We start from the raw sequence: 19053 nt of genomic DNA, 5'->3' as shown, positions 1-19053 counted from the left end.
ATGTTACTGCTCACTCTGGGTCGTTTGTGGGATAAATTGGGCTGGCGTTGACGCACTGTGCTCATCAAGCGGTGTTATGTTTGTCTGTGCGCGTTGCTGACGCCACTCCACTAAGGCTTTGAGCGCTAACGTTGCCAATGCCATAAAGGCAAGCAAAGAGGCACAAGCGAACGCGGCTTGGGTTTGATAGTCTTCATACAGAAGCTGCACTTGCAAAGGCAAGGTATTGGTTTGGCCACGAATGCTACCTGACACCACTGCCACCGCGCCAAACTCACCGATGGCCCGGGCATTGGTCAAGATCACCCCGTATATCAGGGCCCACTTGATGTTCGGTAAGGTGACGCGTCGAAACAGTTGCCACCAAGACGCCCCTAAAATCACCGCCGCTTCTTCTTCGGCGTGTCCTTGCTGTTGCATCAGCGGAATAAGCTCGCGAGCAACAAAGGGGCAGGTGACAAAAAGGGTGACTAAAACAATGCCAGGCAGTGCAAACATCACTTGTAAATCATGCTCAAACAACCACGCGCCTAGCCAGCCGTTACTACCGTACAGCAGCAAATAGAGTAGACCAGCGACCACAGGTGATACCGCGAAGGGAATATCAATCAAGGTGGTGACCAGTTTTCGGCCTGGGAACTGAAACCGAGTTACCGCCCATGCGAGCATGACACCAAACACTAAGTTAACCGGCACCGTGATAACGGCAACCAATAGCGTTAACCCAATCGCATGGCGTGTATCGGGGGCAATAAGGTGCTCAAAATAGGTACCAATACCGTCAGAAAATGCAATAGAAAAAATGCTTAATAAGGGAAGCACCAACACGAGCGCAACCAGTATCAGCATTAAGCCAATCAAACTACGTTTGATCCAAACAGAATCACCGATTCGGGCAGTGTGGGGAGTCATAAAGCTATCCTTAGCGACCGTGAATGCGTTTTAAGTAGCGACCTTGCCATAGGTTGATCGCAAACAGTAACGACAATGATGCCATCAAGATCACTGAAGCAATGGCGCTTGCCGCTGGGAAATTAAACTCTTGCAAACGGACAAAAATCATCAAGGAGGTGATCTCGCTGACGTAAGGCGTATTGCCTGCAATAAAAATCACGGCCCCAAATTCGCCAAGACTGCGCGTAAAAGATAAGGCGATACCCACGAATAAAGCGGGTTTGATGGTCGGCAGGATAACGCGCCAAAACACGGCAAAATCGCTTGCGCCTAATAAGGTGCCAGCTTCTTCTTCCTCTTGAGAAATTTCTTCCAGTACGGGCTGTACGGTGCGCACGACAAACGGCAGGCTGGTAAACATCATCGCAATCATAATGCCTATCGGCGTATAAGCCACTTGTATACCGAGGTTCGCGAGTACGCTACCTATCCAGCCATTATCGGCATACAAGGTAGCGAGGGTGACACCGGCGACTGCGGTGGGCAGTGCGAAAGGCAAATCCACCAACGCGTCAATAAAGCGTTTACCCGTAAAATCGTACCGCACCAACACCCACGCAAAGAGCAGTCCAATCGCACCATTAAATAAGGAAGCGATAAGCGCCGCGCCGGCCGTGACTTTATAACTGGCGACAATACGTGGGTCTGAGATGGCAAACCAATATTCCTGCCAAGTCATTTGACTGGTTTGCATGATTAAACCACTGGCTGGCAGTAGTAAAATCAGGCTAATAAACAATAGCGATACGCCCAGACTGATACCAAACCCTGGGAGTACGCGCTGATGACGCACTCCCCGTGGCATAGATTGGCGTTGATGCGATAACGATGGCATAACGTCTCGATTTAAGTCGTAATAGAAATTAGCGGCGCTGGAGCTGGTCTAGCTTTCCGCCACTAGCAAAGTGGGTTTTCATCGCCTTATCCCAGCTACCTGAAATCTCTTCTACCGTCAGCAATTCAACCTGAGGGAAGCGATCGGCATACTCGTCTGCGACGGCTTGGTGATGAACGCGGTAATTAAAGTTAGCCAGTAAGCGCTGCGCTTTTTCACTGTAAAGATAAGACAAATACTCTGTCGCCAGTTCAGTGGTGCCATTGCGTTTAGCATTTCGCTTTACCACGGCAACGGGGAATTCAGCCAGGATCGAGGTTTTAGGCACCACGATATCGTAATCATCACTGCCATATTGTTGGCGGATGTTATTCACCTCTGATTCGAAGGTGACTAAGACATCGCCAATGCCACGTTCAACAAATGAGGTGGTTGCGCCACGGCCGCCGGTATCAAATACGGCCACATTGGCGAGTAACTGCTTCAAAAACGCATCTTGCTGTTCGGTGTTGTCTTTGCCAAACGTTTTTTGCGCATAACCGAGCGCGGCTAAATAGGTATAGCGCGCATTGCCTGAGGTTTTTGGGTTAGGAAAGACCGATGCGACATCGTCTTTGGCAAGGTCGTCCCAGTTTTCAATATTTTTGGGATTGCCCTTACGCACCAAAAAGGCGGTGGTGGAATAATAGGGCGAGCTGCTATTGGGGAAGTTGTCTTTCCAATTGGCATCGATCAGTTTGCCACGATCGTGCAGTACCTGCACATCAGTGACTTGGTTAAAGGTGACGACATCCGCTTGCAGCCCTTGCATAATTGCGCGCGCTTGAGCCGATGAACCGCCATGGGATTGCTTAATCGTTACGGAGTCGCCGGTTTTTTCTTGCCAGTGCTCTGCGAATAGTGGGTTGTAGTCGGCAAAAAGCTCCCTTGCGATATCATATGAAGAGTTCAACAGTGTTTGTTCAGCGGCGGATACCTGTGCGCTGCTGGTGGCAAGTAGGGCYGASAGAGCCAGCGTTTTGAATACCTTCATTGTAATGTTCCTTAATGACCGGTTGATGCTTGTTCAACAAAAGAAGTAGCTATAAGTCACAGAATAAAAGCAATCATTAGGAATAAAAAACAGTTTTACTATAACCATTTTGTATATGTTAGTGACAATTTATCTGCGTGCCAGTGATAAACCCTTGTAACATGGCGTTTATAGACAGTGCCCCATGGCATGACGCCAGTGAAAAAATAGGCAGAGGTAAGAGACGTGACTGATTTCCCAACGCTTGAAGACTACGTAGGACAAACACCCTTGGTACGCTTGCAGCGTCTAGGCGCTGATACGGGGAGTACTGTTTTGGTTAAACTTGAAGGCAATAACCCGGCCGGTTCGGTCAAAGATAGGCCCGCGCTGAACATGATTGTGCAGGCCGAAGCGCGGGGAGATATCCAACCGGGCGATACCTTGATTGAAGCGACCAGTGGCAACACCGGGATAGCGCTAGCAATGGCGGCGGCGATTAAAGGCTATCGTCTGATTTTAATCATGCCTGAAAATGCTACACAGGAGCGCAAAGATGCGATGCGTGCCTATGGCAGTGAGTTGATTCTCGTCTCTAAAGCGTCGGGAATGGAAGGTGCGCGTGATTTGGCGTTATCCATGCAGGCACAGGGCAAGGGCAAAGTGTTGGATCAGTTCAATAATCCGGATAACTTTCAGGCTCATGTGACCGGTACAGGGCCTGAAATTTGGCAGCAAAGCCAACAAAAAATCACCCACTTTATTGCCAGCATGGGCACCACAGGCACGATTGTGGGCACATCAAAGTACTTAAAAACGCAAAACTCCGCGATAAAAACCATTGGCTTGCAGCCGACAGAGGGCAGTGCCATCCCTGGGATCCGGCGCTGGCCGGCTGAGTATTTACCGGGTATTTATACCGATGAGCATATCGATGTGGTGATGGATATTTCTGAGCAAGACGCCAAAGAAACGGCGCGAGCATTAGCGCGAGAAGAGGGGATTTGTGCGGGTGTGAGCTCTGGCGGGGCCGTATATGCGGCACTGCAAGTTGCCAAAGCTGAACCCGGCTCTGTGGTGGTGGCCATTATTTGCGATCGCGGCGATCGTTATTTATCGTCGGGACTGTTTTCATCGTAATAGGATAAACCGTGAACAGGCGGCGATTGCGCCGCCTGTTCTTTTTTACTCGTTGTTTGTTAACTTTCTGTCGCGAGAGCGCGGTTTGAGCTGGCATTGAACACTTGTACAAGCCGCATTCCCACTAGCATGCTAATCACAAATAGACCGATCGGTAGTGCGCCGGAGCCAATAGCCGTGATTGCCGGGCCTGGGCAAAGTCCGGCGAGTCCCCAGCCGGTGCCAAAGAGTAATGCACCGCCGATGAGTTTTTTATCAAGCGTTTGCGTCTTGGGTAGACAAAATTGATCGGCCAGTACGGGTTTTTTCTGCCGACGTACGGCCAAAAAGTAGCCGGGAACAAAGACCAACAGCGCACCGCCCATCACAAACGCAAGGCTGGGATCCCACTGGCCGAATACATCCATAAAGCCAATCACCTTCGCGGGATTGACCATGCCTGACACCATCATACCCACACCGAAGATAAAGCCAGAGAGTAGAGCAACAAGGCGAAACATAAGCGATAAACGTCCTTAAAGGTGTAAACGAACAAAAACAGTGACAAAGGCAGCACCCATAAAAGTGAGCGTTGCCACGATTGACCGTTTCGATAAGCGACCCATGCCACAAATGCCATGACCACTGGTACAGCCGTTACCTAATTTAGTGCCTATCCCGACCAGCAACCCCGCGAGTACGGCAACCATAGGTGTGAGTGCAGGCGCAAGGCTTGTGTAGTTGGGTAGTTCAAAACCGATAAATGGCATGAAGACCCCCGCACTGACCATACCCAGCAAAAACAGACCTCGCCATTGAGCTTCACGGCCGTGTGATGATAACGCGCCTGACACAATACCGCTGATCCCGGCAATACGGCCATTGAGTGCTAAAAGTGCGAGACAGGCAGTGCCAACCAGCATGCCACCAAACAAGGCATCCCATGGGATTTGAAACGTCATGATTTTCCTCTCAGTGAGTCAAAAAACGTTATGGCTAAAGGAGAAGGGCAGCATACTTGAACACATTTATAAGTCAATGCTAATTTAGGGTTGGGTGTTTTATTTGCTTGTTGGACGTGTTGACCTGTGTTAATCGTTGCTCCAATCTAATTTAAGCTAGAATGAGCAATACGCACCGTCTTAGTCAGTAAAAACCGAAGGTGCAATCATAGAGTCGGTAGGTTACGCTCTCTGCATTTTGGTTATCTGAGCAACACTGGGCAAATTATACTTATTTGATTCAATAGCTTGAAGCTGTGAAGCGATAGAGCTGCTATACTCGACGAATATCACAGCCGTAGGTGTCAAAGAGGAGCAACTGAGCAGTGTTAAGAGATAAAAAAGGCTTTTAATGAAGAAAACAGCGTACTACGCACTAAAATTAGCATTAACTTACTTCTTTTTTGCTTCGTTGTGGATACTGTTTTCCGATAAATTGGTTAACGTGCTGTCCAATAATCTTGAAATGTATACTTGGGCACAGTCGTTCAAGGGGCACCTGTTTGTCGTTATTACCTCAGTGTTACTTTGGGGGTTAGCACAGAAAAATAATCGTGATTTAGAGCGAGCGAGTGACATCGATACGGTTACCGGGCTTCATAGTCCCTCCGTATTCATTCGTCGCGCTGATACATTACTGCAGCGTGCTAATGCTGAGTCGTGCTATATGTTGTTTGTACTCGACATTGATAACTACACGTCGGTAACCAATAAGCTGGGCTTTGATCGCACCAATCAACTGCTGATGGGGGTGGCGCGTAAAATAGATACGCCCACCGTGCCTGAAAACCTAACCTCGAGAGTTCACGCCGATAGATTTGCATGTTTGTTGACGTTGTCCGATGTTTGCGAAATGACGCCATACATTGACAAGTTACATCGTCAGTGTAACCAGTTTTTGCAACGATACGATAGAGACATTACCTGTTCGGTAGGCGTGGCGGTGTTTGACTCGGATGGCGAAGACACCACGGCTTTAATGACAGCGGCGACACGCGCATTGAACGAAGCGAAGAAGCATAAAAATGCCGTTGCATATCATGATATCTATCTGACAGAAGAGGCTAAAAAGCGGCAAAATCTTGTCTACGATCTTCGCCAAGCCATTGATGATAAGCAGATTGATATTGTTTTTCAGCCACAGTATCGCTTGTCTTCTGGAGAGTTAACCGGCCTAGAGGTGTTGGCAAGATGGACGCACGATCAATATGGCAATATACCCCCGAGTGTGTTCATTCCCCTAGCTGAAGAGCAGCATTTTTGCGAGGATTTAACGGCACTAGTGTTAGAAAAAGCCGCCAAACAACTGAACGAAAGTCAGCTGCTAGGCAATATGGTTAAACGGGTATCGATCAATATCTCCGCGGTTGAATTTAACAGTGTGGACGCGATAGCACGTATCGATACCTATTTGCAGGCTAACCCTGAATTCGCTCGTTATCTTTGCCTGGAGATCACAGAAACTGCCGCATTAGATGACATTATTGAGTGCGCGCGGGTTGTTGATACGCTTAAACGCCATGGCGTCACCTTTTCGATCGATGATTTTGGTGTTGGCTATACCTCGTTGGGTATTTTTAACCGGATCAACGTGGATGAAATTAAGATTGATCGTAGTTTTATCCAGGCAATGGAAAAAGATCACCGTGCTAAAGCGATTACTGCCGGCATTATCGGGATTGCTAAAGGTTTGGGTATTCATGTTGTAGCTGAAGGCATAGAAACGCGTGCGCAACTAGCGTTACTAAAACAGCTCGATTGTGAATACGCGCAGGGTTTTTATCTTGGACATCCAGCGCCTTTAGAGCAGTTGGCTGTAGTCCAGTCGGTTTAATGGTCATGACTTTGGCCAACGTATAAAAAGAAAAAAGCGCGAGTGTTTTGATCTCGCGCTTATTGACGCTTTAGCTTTCAATGTCGTTCAATAAAACCGCAAGCTCATCAATGCTTTGCACGGTACTTTCTACCAACTCGCTAATTTGTTTGCTCGACTGGTGAGAGACTTGAGCTAATTGGCGAACTTCATCGGCGACCACCGCAAAGCCGCGTCCGAGCTCACCGGCACGAGCGGCCTCGATCGCTGCGTTCAGTGCCAGAAGATTGGTGCGCTCGGAAATGTTGTTGATAGTATCAATAATTTTCATCACTTCCTGGCTTGACTGAGAAACGGACTGCATTGATGTTTGCGTTTTTGCCACGGTTTTACGTCGAGCACTGATATCAATACCAAACATGACATAATTGAGTATATTGCCGGAAAAATCTTTGAGTACACAAATCCTCGCATCAATTGCGAGTTGCTCCCCTTTTCCATTAAACTCAATGAGGGTAGAGGCATGGCCTTGTTTATCGATACTTTCTTTTAATTCGTGTGTGATTTTATGGTAGATGTCATAGGAGGCGTCTTCGCATCGCGTACCGATATTTTTCAAGGCGTCTTCAAATAGAGAGTTTATGGAATCAAGTTTACCGTCGGGGCAAATTTCCATAATAACTAATGCGCCGCTGATAGCATCTAATTTGCGGGTGAAATCTAAGTAGGTTTGTTTTACCTGAGTAATATTGGCCTGCACAGAGATATAGTGCGTAATATGGTGGTTATCATCCCTAATAGGATTAATGGAGAGTGAAATCCAGTAAGGCTCACCATTTTTGCTGTAGTTAAGAATCTCATCATAGAAGGGCTCATGACGGGCAAGATGATCACGAATGTTTTGCACGGTTTCAGGACTAGTATCTGCTCCTTGAAGAATATGACCAGGCTTTTTCCCTCTCATCTCATCTAAGCTATACCCTGACATCCGCTCAAAACCACGGTTTACATAAACCACTTTCCCTTGAGGGTTAGTCACGACAACTGCGTTATCGGTTTCGTTTGCCACCATGGACAATAACTGCATTTCTACCCGGCGTTGCACAGTCTCAGTGACATCTTTTACAAAGGCAGTATAAAGTGTTCGATTACCAAGATGTACCTTCGATAGTGAGAGCTGGCCCCAGAGTCGATGACCATCCTTATGTTCGATCTCGACTTCTCTACTGGTGCCAACAATTCTATCTTCGCCGGTCTTTCGGTTGCGATTTACATAGTCATCATGGTTGGCTTGGATTGCATGAGGCACCAACATTTTAACGTTCTTGCCATGAACATCTTCTTTGCTGTATCCCCACAGCTGCTCGGCCGCTTTGTTATAAAAGGTAATACAATTATTTTCATCAATACACACCACAGCATCAAGCGCTTGTTCGAGGGTTTGGGTCATCATCTCTCGCGCATCTCGTTCAGCGGTAACATCACGAACAAATGCCGTGTAATGAATTTTGCCAGAGACGCGTATCTTGGATAAAGACAGTTGCACCCAAGTCAATGAGCCGTCTTTTCGCCTGAGCTGCACTTCACGAGAACGCCCGACGATGCGATCTTCTCCCCCAGATCTGTGCCGGTTAACGTAGCTGTCGTGGTTGGCTTGTAATTCGGTGGGGATCAGCATTGCTACGTTCTTTCCTTTCACCTCGCTTGCTGAATATCCCCAAATGTCCTCTGCTGCCTGATTAAAGAAAGTGATGTTATTGTGGTGATCAATGGTGACAACCGCGATAATTGCTTGCTCAAGCGCTTGTAGGTGAGAGTTAGAACGACCTAGCATATTGATCCTCTCTGTTAATGGCCTTAAAGCTGTGGGACAAAAGGAGTGAGCCCTAAGTCGGTACCTTGATTATCAACAAAACTGACAAATTATGATGATAACTTAATAGGTATAAGCCAGGTTGGGCGGGTTTTCCAATAAACAAAAAGCGCGAGCATTGGCTCGCGCCTTTGACTGGCAATGATTCGTGTTTAAGCTGTGGCAAACTTGTAAGTGCGATAGCCGCCCAGTAAATTACGGGCTTTAAAGCCATGATTGACTAACTGGCGATAGGCGACGTTGCCGCGCAAGCCGACTTGGCAGTAAATCAAAATTTCTTTGTCTTTGGGAAGCTCATGAATGCGCCCGCGCAGTTCGTCAACCGGAATATGGATATCGCCTTCGATATACTCACCGTTTTCGCGTTCAGGGGCATTGCGCACATCCAGAAGCACTTGGTCATCACCTAGGGTCGCTAAATCGTGATAATGAACCGCTTTTGCGTCACCTTTGATCAGGTTAGTTGCTACAAACGCGGCTTGGTTGATCACATCTTTAGCACTGCCATACGGTGGGGCATAGGTCAGCTCCAAATGTTGCAGTTGCTCAACCGTCATCCCGGCACGCTGTGCAACCGCCATGACATCAATGCGTTTATCAATGCCATCTTTGCCTACCGCTTGTGCGCCTAAAATAGCGCCCGTGTCGGGTGCAAATAACATTTTAAACGAGACAATTTCTGCGCCCGGGTAGTAACCTGCATGACTTGCCGCGTGAACATAGACTTTTTGGTAATCAATGTTGGCCTGTTTAAGTTGCTTCTCATTTTGGCCCACAGAGGCAACGGCCAGATCGAAAATCTTACAAATGGCGGTGCCTTGGGTGCCAAGATAATGCTCAGTGCTTCCTAGCATGTTGTCAGCGGCCATGCGCCCTTGACGGTTAGCCGGTCCAGCCAGTGGTACCAGCGTCGGCTTGTGAGTGACAAAGTCGATTTCTTCGACGGCATCCCCGACCGCATAAATATCTGGGTCTTGGGTCTGCATGGTGCTGTTGACCACGATCCCGCCTTTTTCACCAATCGCCAGGCCGGCCTGTTGTGCTAGGGTGACTTCAGGTTTTACGCCGACAGCCATGATCAACAATTCAGTGTGTAGCGTGTCACCATTATTTAGCGTGAGGCTCAGTGAACCTTCTAAGTGTTGCGGTTCACTGGGTTCACCGGCGTCATCACTGGCCACATGCGTGGTTGGAATGTATTCGGCCGACGCCAAGGCCGTCCCCAGGCGTAAATCAATGCCATGATCACGAATGCTCTGATGGGCAAAGCCTGCCATTTCGCGGTCAACCGGCGTCATCACCTGATCGGCCATTTCTAAAAGGGTGGTTTCAATGCCACGCTGATGGAGTGCTTCCATCATCTCAAGACCAATAAAGCCTCCGCCGACGACGGTTGCGTGACTGGGGTTGTTCATCTCGATGGTGTGCAAAATTGCATCCATGTCCGGGATGTTGCGCAAAGAATGTGTGAGTGGGTTATCTAAGCCAGGAATCGGCGGCATAATTGGCGCCGCGCCAGGGCTTAATAGTAATTTGTCGTAGCTCTCTTGATAGGTGCTGCCATCGGCCCGAGTGACCGTAACGGTTTTGTTTTCGCGGTCAATGTTACTGACGGCGCTATTAATACGCACATCGACATTAAAGCGCGCACGAAAACTATCTGGCGTTTGTAGCAAGAGCTTACTGCGATCCGTGATATCGCCACCGATATGGTAAGGCAAACCACAGTTAGCGAACGAAACGTAGGGGCCGCGTTCGAACATAATGATCTCAGCGTCCTCGGTCAGACGGCGTGCACGAGCTGCAGCAGAAGCGCCACCGGCGACGCCTCCAATAATTACTATCTTGGTCATTTTGACTCCGTTAAGCGTGACGTAATCCAAGTTTTTTCAGGAAAAAGGCTGCCGGACAAATCCCTGTAAACGCGCTTTGAATGAGGTTTACGCCCACGAATACAGTAAGCCAAACAAATTGGCTGTGCACGGTGAGGGTAAGTACCACAGAAAGCAGCACTATGCTGCCAGCGATCACGCGAACTGCATTTTCAATTGTCATTGTAAGACTCCTTTGCATTGATATTGCACCGTAGCTACCGCTCGACTGACGTTGGTTGCTTTGGGTGCGTGTCCTGTTATATGGATTGAATCCAGCGTTACTTTCACTGTAGTCGCTATGTTTAGAAAAGTCTAATTATAATCTGTCTAAATTAGAGTTGACTAAATAATAAGAGGGGCTAAGCTTAAGGAAGTCCTTACAACAGGAGCCTAACATGGTGGTTCAGACAGGGTTATATGAAAAAGATGATGTGCCTGATATGGACATTGGCGCAATGCGACAACAAGCATCGAAAGCGGCGACCTTGTTGAAGGTAATGGCGCATCCTGAGCGCCTGGTGGTGTTATGTCAGCTACTGGCTGGAGAGACCCATGTGGGACAGTTGCAACAAGGTTCGAGCCTCAGTCAGTCGGCTTTTTCTCAACACTTAAGCGTGCTCAAACGTCATCAACTGGTGAGCGTACGTAAATCATCACAGCAGGTATTTTATCGCTTACGAGATCCCAACGTCGCGGATATTATCGCCACGTTACAACGCATCTATTGCCCGTAATCTTGATTTATTACTCGTTGTTGTGATGCTACCAACATATCAGACGGCGATGGTTAACTAAGTTATATCTAGGCATGTAGACGTTATATCCATTCCGTAAAGGATGCGCACGGACGACAGCAACAAGGAACTGTTATGCGAGATGATCAACCTCAAGGCCCGTTTATTACCCGTGTGATGAACAGTTTTTTTCCGCCTATTTTAATTGCGTTGGCATTTTTGGTTGGGGCTGCCGCGCTGTGGCTTACACCCAAAGAGGAAGATCCGCAAATTGTGGTGCCGATGGCAGATGTGCTGATACAAGCACCGGGCTTAAGCGCGCAACAAGTGACAAAGCAGGTGACGCAGCCGCTGGAGAAAAAAGTCAGTCAAATAGACGGGGTGGAGTATGTTTATTCCACGACACAAACCGGATCGGCGCGTGTGACCGTGCGTTTTTATGTCGGAGAAGATCGCGAATCAGCGCTGGTCAAGCTATATAACAAGCTGTACGCCAACCAAGATGAGATCCCTGCCGCGGTGAGCGAGTGGGCGATTAAGCCGGTTGAAATTGATGATGTCCCTATTGTGATGGCGGCGCTGCGTAGCGATAAACCAGATACTGTCGATCATTACGCGCTGCGTCGTATTGCTGAGCAAGCCACCTTGGATTTAAAAGCCCTTCCCCAAACCAATGTGGTTAACGTTGTCGGGGGTATGCCACGCCAGGTGTTAGTGGCTTTCGATCCGGCGGCAATGGCAAGTTATCAAATCAGTGTGGCCGATTTAACCCGTGCATTTTCACTGAGTCATCAAAAACGTAACGCCGGTGATATTCAGCATCAAGGCCAGCGGTATGTCCTTGAAACCGGGCAGTGGTATCAAAGCCGTGACGATATTCGCCAGTTGGTTGTCGCGGTTGTGAATGGCAAGCCTGTGTACTTGCAAGATGTCGCCACGTTAAGTGATGGCCCCACTGAGGCCAGCACCGATACTTGGATTCAATCGCAACAACAGACCAAACCGCATCCCGCTGTATTTATCTCGGTCGCCAAGCAAAAAGGCTCGAACGCGGTGACGGTTGCCGACGATGTAACGCGCACCCTCGATCGTTTAGCGAACACCCAGTTCCCGGAGGGCGTAGAGGTTGAGATTATTCGCAACTATGGTCAAACCGCTGATGCTAAAGTCAATAATTTAGTCTCGAGCTTAGGCATTGCCGTGCTGACCGTGGTGGTGTTTGTGGGGCTGTTTTTAAACTGGCGCAGTGCCTTGGTCGTGGCCATCGCGATTCCGATTAGCTATGGCGCGGCGCTGGGGCTTGATCTCGCTTTTGGGTATTCCATCAATCGTGTCACCTTGTTTGCTCTGATTTTGGCGTTGGGCCTGATTGTCGACGACCCAATAGCCAGTATCGATAATATTGAGCGCCACCTGACCCATGATAATAAGCCGCGGGGTCGCACCATTGTGCTGGCGATGCTGGAAATCAAACGGGCACTGATCATGTCGACGGTGGCGATTGTTATTGTGTTTACTCCGATGTTTTTTATCACCGGGATGATGGGACCTTACATGGCGCCACTGGCATTTAATGTGCCTGTGAGTGTGGTGATCAGTACCTTGGTGGCGTTTTTAGTCACGCCTTGGCTGGCGAAAAAAATTGTTCGTGCCTCGAATAAGGGTGATGACTATCGTATGGAAACGACACCACTTTATCGGGGCTATCGTCGACTATTACTTCCCCTGTTAGAAAATAATCGCCGTGCGAAAAGGTTTCTTATGGTAGTAGGGGGGCTGTTTGTGGTAGCGGCGATGTTACCGGCGCTACGTCTCGTGCCGCTTAAACTCTTACCCTATGACAACAAAAACGAATTTCAGGTGGTGTTGGATTTGCCAGAAACCGCCAGTTATGTCGAGACCTCGAATGCATTACGTGAGATGAACACTTATCTTCAGCAGCAAGCGGAAGTTGTCTCTGTGTCGGGGTTTGCGGGGCTTGCATCACCGATGGATTTTAATGGCATGGTGCGTCATTATTTTGCGCGAAATGCCCCCTATCAGGGCGAATTGCGCGTCGTCTTGGTGGATAAGCAGCGGCGAGAATTACAATCACATGGTTTAGTGACCCGCTTGCGTGATGATCTGGAATCGATCGCAGCCAAACATAATGCCGACATACAACTGGTGGAAATGCCACCCGGCCCACCTGTACTGGCGACCCTTGTCGCAGAAGTCTATGGTGCACCGAGTACGCCTTATGCAGATATTCAAGCGCAAGCCCAACAGGTTGCGGCGCGATTGGAACGAGAAGCGTTAGTCTCGGAAGTCAGTACCAGTATTCAAGGACCGCTATCGCGCTGGCAGTTTGTGGTCGATCAAGAAAAAGCGGCATTGTCTGGCGTTGCTATCACTGATATTAACCAAGCATTGCGCGCGGCCAATCAAGGCGTCACGTTGGCTCACCTGGCGGATGCTGATGAAATCGATCCCTTACCGGTCACGCTGCGTTTAGCCCCGGATGCACGCGATAAACTGGATACCTTATTAGCGCTTCATATACGAGGCCGTGCCGGTGTCGCAAAACAATCGGTGCAAGGCGCTTTGGTCGATGCACCGCAACCGCTGGTGGCATTAAGCGAGTTGGGGCATTTTGAGCGACAACCGGTGGACCAACCGATTTATCATAAAAATCTTCAGCCTGTGGTGTATGTCTATGCCGAGCCAATTGGACGTGTACCTGGGGAGGTGGTCGCTGATGTGATCGCTGACTTTAATCAGCCAAAAACGGATACACCACGGCCGCTTGCAGCGCGTAGTTACCTCGACAATGGTGCTGGTGATGGTTGGCAGGTGCGTGACGATATTAATGTTGTTTGGAGCGGCGAGGGAGAGTGGAAGATCACCATTGATGTATTCCGTGACCTTGGTATAGCTTACGGCGCCGCTTTGTTAGGCGTCTTTATCGTGATGCTAATCCAAACCGGCTTACCGGCGGTGTCTGGGATGATTATGCTGGCAATTCCCCTCACGGTAATCGGCATCATGCCCGGTTTTTGGTTGCTTAATGGCTTAAGTGGCGACATTAACGGCTATCCAAACCCAGCACTTTTCACCGCTACCGCGATGATAGGCATGATTGCATTGGCCGGCATCGTGGTGCGTAACTCCCTGGTATTGATTGAATTTATTCAGCAATCATTGGCGCGCGGTATGGAACTTAGTGAAGCCTTAATACAAGCGGGAGCGGTACGTATGCGGCCGATTTTGCTGACCGCCGGTACCACCTTATTAGGGAATGTGATTATTACCCTTGACCCCATTTTTAATGGTCTCGCATGGGCCATTATTTTCGGGATTGCGGCATCAACCGTCTTTACCTTGCTGGTTGTGCCTGTGGTGTACAACTTAGCGTATCAAAATCATCCTACCCATGGCTTACCGGCAGAAGGAGACGAGGCATGAATAAGAAAAAAGGATTACAGGCCGTCGTGCTGGGCACTGGATTGTTAGTGCTATTTCTTGGTATGGCTGGGGTCTTTACAGAAAAGGTGACCTCAAAGGCCAGCTCTTCGCAAGGAGCGGACGATCATAACACCTTGACGCTTACCGCGATTGAGCAGCCGCAAACCCGAACTTTTTCAGGGCAGCTGGTGGCGCGGCAAAACGCAACATTGGCGGCGCGAATGACGGCAACGGTTGCCGATGTCCTGGTCGATGTTGGCGATCGCGTGGAGCAAGGCGATATACTGATCCGCTTAGACAACGCCGATCTCAGTGCTAAAGTGCGCCAAGTGCAACAAGCACTGGCCTCAGCACAGTCACAACTGAATACTGCGCGCAGCGATTATCGCCGGATGGAAACCTTATTAGCGAAAAAGCTCGTGCCGCAATCACAATTCGATGATGCCGAGAACCGCTTAAATACCGCGCGCTCTGAATACCGCCGGGCGATCGCGGCAGTGGATGAGGCCGAAACCCAGTTCGGATTTAGTCTAGTGCGCGCGCCATTTACTGGACTGATCACCGAAAAAATTATCAATCAAGGGGATACGGCGACGCCGGGTGCAGCGATGCTGACGTTGTACAACCCAGACAGTATGGAGGCACAAGTGAACATCGCCGAGTCTTCACTGCCTTTTGTGACTATTGGAGACACGCTTCATCTACGCTTGCCAACTTATGAAAAAACACTGACCGGAACGATACGCACGATCACGCCGGCCGCCGATGCGACGTCACGTAGCTATCGCGTTGCTTTGACTTTGCCTGTTACAGACGGTGAAGATCAGGCACGACTACCTGGCATGTTTGTTAAAGTGACAGTGTCACAAAAGGCAGACTCTATTTTATCGGTTCCTGCTAACGCGCGTTACCAAATTGGTCAACTTGACTATGTGAACGTGGTTGAAGACAACCAAATTATAAGACGCTTGGTGGTACTGACCGAAGAGGGCCGAGTGCGAAAAGGGCTAAAGGCTGGCGAAACTGTATTACTGCATCCTAAATCGCAGAAGACTGACTGATCGCGTTCGCATTTTTAACAATGTCGACGATACTTAGAGGTGAGTTATCCCTCAAGGAGTTGACTATGAAGATTGCGTTACTCTCTGCCACGGCCTTAGCCGGCAGCTTATTATCAGGACCAGCGATGGCACTCGATACCTCATCGCTTAAAGTGTGTGGTGATGGGGCGAATTGGCCACCTTTTCACTATAAAAAAGGCGAGAATATCGAAGGCTATGACATTGATGTCCTCAATGCCATCTTTCAAAACAGCGGAGTAGATGTATCGGTAGATTTACCGCCGTGGAAGCGGTGCGTTTTTGAGACAAAATCAGGCAATTACGATATTGCGCTCAGCGCATCTTACAGCGAAGAACGCGATCGTGACTTTCTTTTAACTGACTATTATTACACTCTGCAGCCTAGCTATATTTACTCAACTCAACAACATCCGAATGGCCTGAACATCGAGACAGCGGATGATATTAACCAGCTGCGGATGTGTGGCCTTTTGGGCTATAACTACACAGGGTTCAGTGTCGATGATAGCCAGGTGAGGAAGTCAGCAAAAGACTTTAAGCAACTGGTAAAACAGACGCAAGCAGGGCGCTGTGATGTATTTTTAGCACGCTACGAGATACTCGCAGGGTTCAAAGCAGCACAAGGCATTGATTACCTCGCTGGCGGGATGCAAGTCGAGCCGATTCCCGGCAATATGGGTGATAAGTTCCATATGATGATTTCGCGTGAACACCCAGAGGCTAATGAGATAAAAGCATTGCTCGACCAAAACTTTGAATCCATGCGCCAGTCCGGTCAATTAAAAGCAATACTTGATGGTTATTTGAACTAAAGGTGCGAACTTAACGCACGTAAATCGTAATAAAAGAGGTGCAATCCCACCTCTTTCTTTTCTCTTTTTGCCGCAGTTGATGAAATCGCTAGGTTTTAAACTTCTCCATTTGCCCTTTGATATCCTCACTGAGCGTCAGCACTTTATCAGTGCGCGTGGCATTATCTTGCGCCCCTTCTGTAACCTGATTAGTCGCTTCTGAGGCCTCGTTAATCGCTTGGCTGACTTCATCGATGGCCTGACGCTGCTCATCGGTTGCTTGCGAAATCTGGCCGCTACGCTCAGAAATATCCGTAATGGTTTCGCGCACTTGGCTAACGGATTCTTGTGATTCTGATACGCGCCCTGCGGTGCTTTCTAGAATGCTACTAATACGATTGATTTCTTTTTCAACCGATTCCGTTGCGTCACTCAGTGACTTAATGTTGGATTGGATTTTCTCAGTCGATTCGCTGGTTTTCACTGATAAGCTACGCACTTCATCGGCGACAACCGCAAACCCTCGCCCTTGTTCGCCCGCTCGTGCCGCCTCAATCGCGGCATTCAATGCTAATAAGTTTGTTTGTTCTGAAATATCGTTGATCACGTTGACGACATCTGAAATTTTCTCACCCTCTTCTAACAGCTTGTGCATTTCAGTATTCACATTTTCCATCTCAGTGCGCATGTTAATAATTTCAGACGCTGAACTTTCAATAGTGCCGTAGACTTGATTGACAAGGTCGGTTGCATTGGCAGCATGTGTCGCTGCATCATTCGCTGTATCCGCAACCGTTGCGATCGACTGATTCATTTGTGTTGCGGCCGCAGCGACGGTAGACAGGCTCTGTTTTTGCTGTTCTAAACGCTCGGCGTTGGTTCGTGCCATTTGTCCACTTTCTGCTGAGACGCTGGCGAGATTAATCGATGCCTGTGTCACTTCATTGACGATCTCACGAAGAGAGGCGGTGAAATGATTAATATGTTCGGTTATCTGAGCAAATTCTTTATACTTTGGCGCGGGGATAACTTTAGAAAGATCACCATCGCCACTGGCCAATTCACGAACTCTAGCAGTGAGATCATTGAGTGGTTTCACCACCGTTGCAGTGAGTGCCAGAATTAGGAACACAATAATGACAAGATCAAGCACGACGAGTTCGATAACGCTTCGTTTCAGTGTGTCTGCTAGTGCGGCTTCTAATCGCTCAGTGTTGTAGAAAACTTGCAATGTACCGACCAGATTGGTTTCTCCATATTCTGTAAATGACAGCTCGTTCTCTTTCAGCATCATCGACTCGTACATCGATTTTTCACCATCACCAATCGTTTTTGCCTGCCTTTCACCGTCTTTGCCATTGTCTTGGCCAAGACGCAAAAACACAATGGCTTCGCCTTGTTTATCAAGCACTCTTACCGCTTTTATATCTGGCGCTTTGAGCTCGGCAGAAATGGATAACTTCGCCGCTTCCAAATCAAAATCCCAAATCGCTTTTGGGAGACTGAGGTTCATTCGGTTGGTGGCGTTAGCCACGGTGGTTTCAAGCGCGCTACTCAGTTCCTTTTTCGTGCTCTGGTAATCAATATAACTTGATATGCCTAACACGATAGAAACAGCAATAACCACTTGAGTGACAAATATTGCTTTAAGACTCTTAAACATAGCGCTACTCTTCCATTTGTCTTTGCCGCACGATCCATTTCGATCGCTTTTATTGGTAAGGGAGATTATTCGCCCAAACGTTCTTTCATTATCTGTTCGATATCGATTTTCTTGAGCCCTTGATTAACGATATCGCGCCACTTTTTTCCCGCCTCATTGTTAGCAAATGCGATATGGAGTTGTTTGTCGACGAGAAGCTTTTTGTTCATTTGTAGATTGGCTTTTACTGCACTAAGGGCAGGATCATTCTCTTTGAGGTAATCCAGAACGTTGGCATCAACCACCGCGAGAGGGATACGCTCTCGGCCCACTTTTTTTAGGTTTTGGGTATCGCTGGTGACGTCGGAGGATTTTAATGAGCCATTCGCAATACGGGCATCTAATTCCGGTGTGTTGACGTAACCACGGACGACACCAATCGTGTGAGGTGCAAGATCATCAAGCGTTGACCATTCGATAGGGCGGTTAACGTTTTCAACAAAACCCAGTGGCCCGGTTCCTATAGGATCAGAGAAAATGAGATCATCTGTCCCATAGTGATACTCTGGGAAGTACCCTGCATATTTGGCATCGTTTTTTACCAGGTACACGGTGCGCGACCAAGGATAAAACTCGACATTTAGCTCATGACCCATGGCCTGAACCGCTGCGCGCACAACAGCGACAGAGGCGCCTTGATCCGGTAAGTTTTTACCAGAATAAGGGGGCCATTCAAGAGATGGCATAGTCAGCACATCGGCACGAGCGGGTGTCGTGATCAGTAGTAATGCTGAGAAAGCGAGTGTGAACAGGTGTTTGAGCATGGTGCCTCCAATTTTTTTATCTTCTTATAAGCGTAGACGAGATAAAAAATATGAG

At 48.5% G+C, this 19053-nt stretch carries 16 protein-coding genes and 1 pseudogene; 6 read left to right on the top strand and 11 right to left on the bottom strand.

Going from position 1 to position 19053, the window contains the following annotated elements; translation table 11 throughout:
- Window positions 1–3: 3 nt before the first annotated feature.
- The 3 genes from cysW to cysP are packed head-to-tail and all read right to left on the bottom strand — an operon-like array spanning window position 4 to window position 2822.
- Window positions 4–912: a sulfate ABC transporter permease subunit CysW gene (gene cysW, locus BZG81_RS11135; RefSeq protein ID WP_077677395.1), complete on the bottom strand. Its 909-nt coding sequence runs from the start codon at window positions 910–912 to the stop codon at window positions 4–6.
- 10 nt (window positions 913–922) lie between these two features.
- Window positions 923–1759 (bottom strand): sulfate ABC transporter permease subunit CysT, encoded by an 837-nt coding sequence (cysT, locus tag BZG81_RS11130; protein WP_028569692.1) that lies wholly within the window; start codon window positions 1757–1759, stop codon window positions 923–925.
- 58 nt (window positions 1760–1817) lie between these two features.
- Window positions 1818–2822: a thiosulfate ABC transporter substrate-binding protein CysP gene (gene cysP / locus BZG81_RS11125; protein ID WP_077677394.1), complete on the bottom strand. Its 1005-nt coding sequence runs from the start codon at window positions 2820–2822 to the stop codon at window positions 1818–1820.
- A 225-nt stretch (window positions 2823–3047) separates the two neighbouring features.
- Between cysP and cysM the strand changes: the two genes are divergently transcribed.
- On the top strand, window positions 3048–3941 hold the full coding sequence (cysM, locus tag BZG81_RS11120) for a cysteine synthase CysM (RefSeq protein ID WP_077677393.1): 894 nt from the start codon (window positions 3048–3050) through the stop codon (window positions 3939–3941).
- Window positions 3942–4000: 59 nt separating this feature from the next.
- Here cysM and BZG81_RS11115 read toward each other — a convergent pair whose 3' ends face one another.
- Window positions 4001–4441 carry a YeeE/YedE family protein gene (locus BZG81_RS11115; protein ID WP_077677392.1) on the bottom strand — a complete coding sequence of 147 codons (441 nt, stop codon included), beginning with the start codon at window positions 4439–4441 and terminating at the stop codon, window positions 4001–4003.
- A gap of 15 nt (window positions 4442–4456) precedes the next feature.
- The gene (locus BZG81_RS11110) at window positions 4457–4882 is read right to left on the bottom strand and encodes a YeeE/YedE family protein (protein WP_077576743.1); all 426 of its coding nucleotides are present in this window, start codon (window positions 4880–4882) and stop codon (window positions 4457–4459) included.
- A 391-nt stretch (window positions 4883–5273) separates the two neighbouring features.
- On the opposite strand from BZG81_RS11110, the gene BZG81_RS11105 reads away from it, so the two are divergent.
- A complete protein-coding gene (locus tag BZG81_RS11105; protein WP_077677391.1) occupies window positions 5274–6755 on the top strand; it encodes a putative bifunctional diguanylate cyclase/phosphodiesterase in 1482 nt (493 codons plus the stop codon).
- Window positions 6756–6825: 70 nt separating this feature from the next.
- Here the strand turns inward: BZG81_RS11105 and BZG81_RS15940 are convergent, their stop codons facing one another.
- The 4 genes and pseudogenes from BZG81_RS15940 to BZG81_RS11090 form a co-directional block, all read right to left on the bottom strand.
- Window positions 6826–7098, bottom strand: coding sequence for a methyl-accepting chemotaxis protein (locus BZG81_RS15940; RefSeq protein WP_439438228.1), 273 nt, complete (start codon window positions 7096–7098; stop codon window positions 6826–6828).
- A gap of 375 nt (window positions 7099–7473) precedes the next feature.
- A pseudogene (locus BZG81_RS15935) lies at window positions 7474–8568 on the bottom strand (PAS domain S-box protein); the annotation flags it as partial.
- A gap of 191 nt (window positions 8569–8759) precedes the next feature.
- Window positions 8760–10460, bottom strand: coding sequence for an FAD-dependent oxidoreductase (locus BZG81_RS11095; RefSeq protein WP_077661449.1), 1701 nt, complete (start codon window positions 10458–10460; stop codon window positions 8760–8762).
- 10 nt (window positions 10461–10470) lie between these two features.
- On the bottom strand, window positions 10471–10662 hold the full coding sequence (locus BZG81_RS11090) for a YgaP family membrane protein (protein WP_077460700.1): 192 nt from the start codon (window positions 10660–10662) through the stop codon (window positions 10471–10473).
- A 214-nt stretch (window positions 10663–10876) separates the two neighbouring features.
- Here BZG81_RS11090 and BZG81_RS11085 point away from each other — a divergent pair, with 214 nt between their 5' ends.
- The 4 genes from BZG81_RS11085 (at window position 10877) to BZG81_RS11070 (ending at window position 16553) form a co-directional block, all read left to right on the top strand.
- Complete coding sequence (locus BZG81_RS11085) at window positions 10877–11215, top strand: ArsR/SmtB family transcription factor (protein ID WP_021023582.1); 339 nt, start codon at window positions 10877–10879, stop codon at window positions 11213–11215.
- Window positions 11216–11350: 135 nt separating this feature from the next.
- Window positions 11351–14659 carry an efflux RND transporter permease subunit gene (locus BZG81_RS11080; protein ID WP_077677389.1) on the top strand — a complete coding sequence of 1103 codons (3309 nt, stop codon included), beginning with the start codon at window positions 11351–11353 and terminating at the stop codon, window positions 14657–14659.
- Window positions 14656–15720, top strand: a complete 1065-nt coding sequence (locus BZG81_RS11075) for an efflux RND transporter periplasmic adaptor subunit (protein ID WP_077677388.1) — start codon at window positions 14656–14658, stop codon at window positions 15718–15720. The genes BZG81_RS11080 and BZG81_RS11075 overlap by 4 nt, the downstream gene beginning before the upstream one ends.
- Before the next feature lie 65 nt (window positions 15721–15785).
- Entirely contained in the window at window positions 15786–16553 is a 768-nt protein-coding gene (locus BZG81_RS11070; protein ID WP_158011842.1) for a substrate-binding periplasmic protein, read from the top strand.
- An 88-nt stretch (window positions 16554–16641) separates the two neighbouring features.
- On the opposite strand, the gene BZG81_RS11065 is transcribed toward BZG81_RS11070, so the two are convergent.
- The gene (locus BZG81_RS11065) at window positions 16642–18195 is read right to left on the bottom strand and encodes a methyl-accepting chemotaxis protein (protein WP_077677386.1); all 1554 of its coding nucleotides are present in this window, start codon (window positions 18193–18195) and stop codon (window positions 16642–16644) included.
- A gap of 65 nt (window positions 18196–18260) precedes the next feature.
- On the bottom strand, window positions 18261–18998 hold the full coding sequence (locus BZG81_RS11060; protein ID WP_077677385.1) for a substrate-binding periplasmic protein: 738 nt from the start codon (window positions 18996–18998) through the stop codon (window positions 18261–18263).
- Between the last annotated feature and the right edge of the window lie 55 nt (window positions 18999–19053).

The organism is Salinivibrio sp. MA607 (assembly GCF_001996245.1).
GTDB lineage: Bacteria > Pseudomonadota > Gammaproteobacteria > Enterobacterales > Vibrionaceae > Salinivibrio > Salinivibrio costicola.
This window is presented reverse-complemented; position numbering and strand designations above follow the sequence as displayed.

What these genes read in the sequence shown, in the direction of transcription:
- cysW (WP_077677395.1), bottom strand. Translation starts at nt 912, where the DNA reads ATGACTCCCCACACTGCCCGAATCGGTGATTCTGTTTGGATCAAACGT.
- cysT (WP_028569692.1), bottom strand. Translation starts at nt 1,759, where the DNA reads ATGCCACGGGGAGTGCGTCATCAGCGCGTACTCCCAGGGTTTGGTATC.
- BZG81_RS11115 (WP_077677392.1), bottom strand. Translation starts at nt 4,441, where the DNA reads ATGTTTCGCCTTGTTGCTCTACTCTCTGGCTTTATCTTCGGTGTGGGT.
- BZG81_RS11110 (WP_077576743.1), bottom strand. Translation starts at nt 4,882, where the DNA reads ATGACGTTTCAAATCCCATGGGATGCCTTGTTTGGTGGCATGCTGGTT.
- BZG81_RS11105 (WP_077677391.1), top strand. Translation starts at nt 5,274, where the DNA reads ATGAAGAAAACAGCGTACTACGCACTAAAATTAGCATTAACTTACTTC.
- BZG81_RS15940 (WP_439438228.1), bottom strand. Translation starts at nt 7,098, where the DNA reads ATGCAGTCCGTTTCTCAGTCAAGCCAGGAAGTGATGAAAATTATTGAT.
- BZG81_RS11095 (WP_077661449.1), bottom strand. Translation starts at nt 10,460, where the DNA reads ATGACCAAGATAGTAATTATTGGAGGCGTCGCCGGTGGCGCTTCTGCT.
- BZG81_RS11090 (WP_077460700.1), bottom strand. Translation starts at nt 10,662, where the DNA reads ATGACAATTGAAAATGCAGTTCGCGTGATCGCTGGCAGCATAGTGCTG.
- BZG81_RS11085 (WP_021023582.1), top strand. Translation starts at nt 10,877, where the DNA reads ATGGTGGTTCAGACAGGGTTATATGAAAAAGATGATGTGCCTGATATG.
- BZG81_RS11080 (WP_077677389.1), top strand. Translation starts at nt 11,351, where the DNA reads ATGCGAGATGATCAACCTCAAGGCCCGTTTATTACCCGTGTGATGAAC.
- BZG81_RS11075 (WP_077677388.1), top strand. Translation starts at nt 14,656, where the DNA reads ATGAATAAGAAAAAAGGATTACAGGCCGTCGTGCTGGGCACTGGATTG.
- BZG81_RS11070 (WP_158011842.1), top strand. Translation starts at nt 15,786, where the DNA reads ATGAAGATTGCGTTACTCTCTGCCACGGCCTTAGCCGGCAGCTTATTA.
- BZG81_RS11065 (WP_077677386.1), bottom strand. Translation starts at nt 18,195, where the DNA reads ATGTTTAAGAGTCTTAAAGCAATATTTGTCACTCAAGTGGTTATTGCT.
- BZG81_RS11060 (WP_077677385.1), bottom strand. Translation starts at nt 18,998, where the DNA reads ATGCTCAAACACCTGTTCACACTCGCTTTCTCAGCATTACTACTGATC.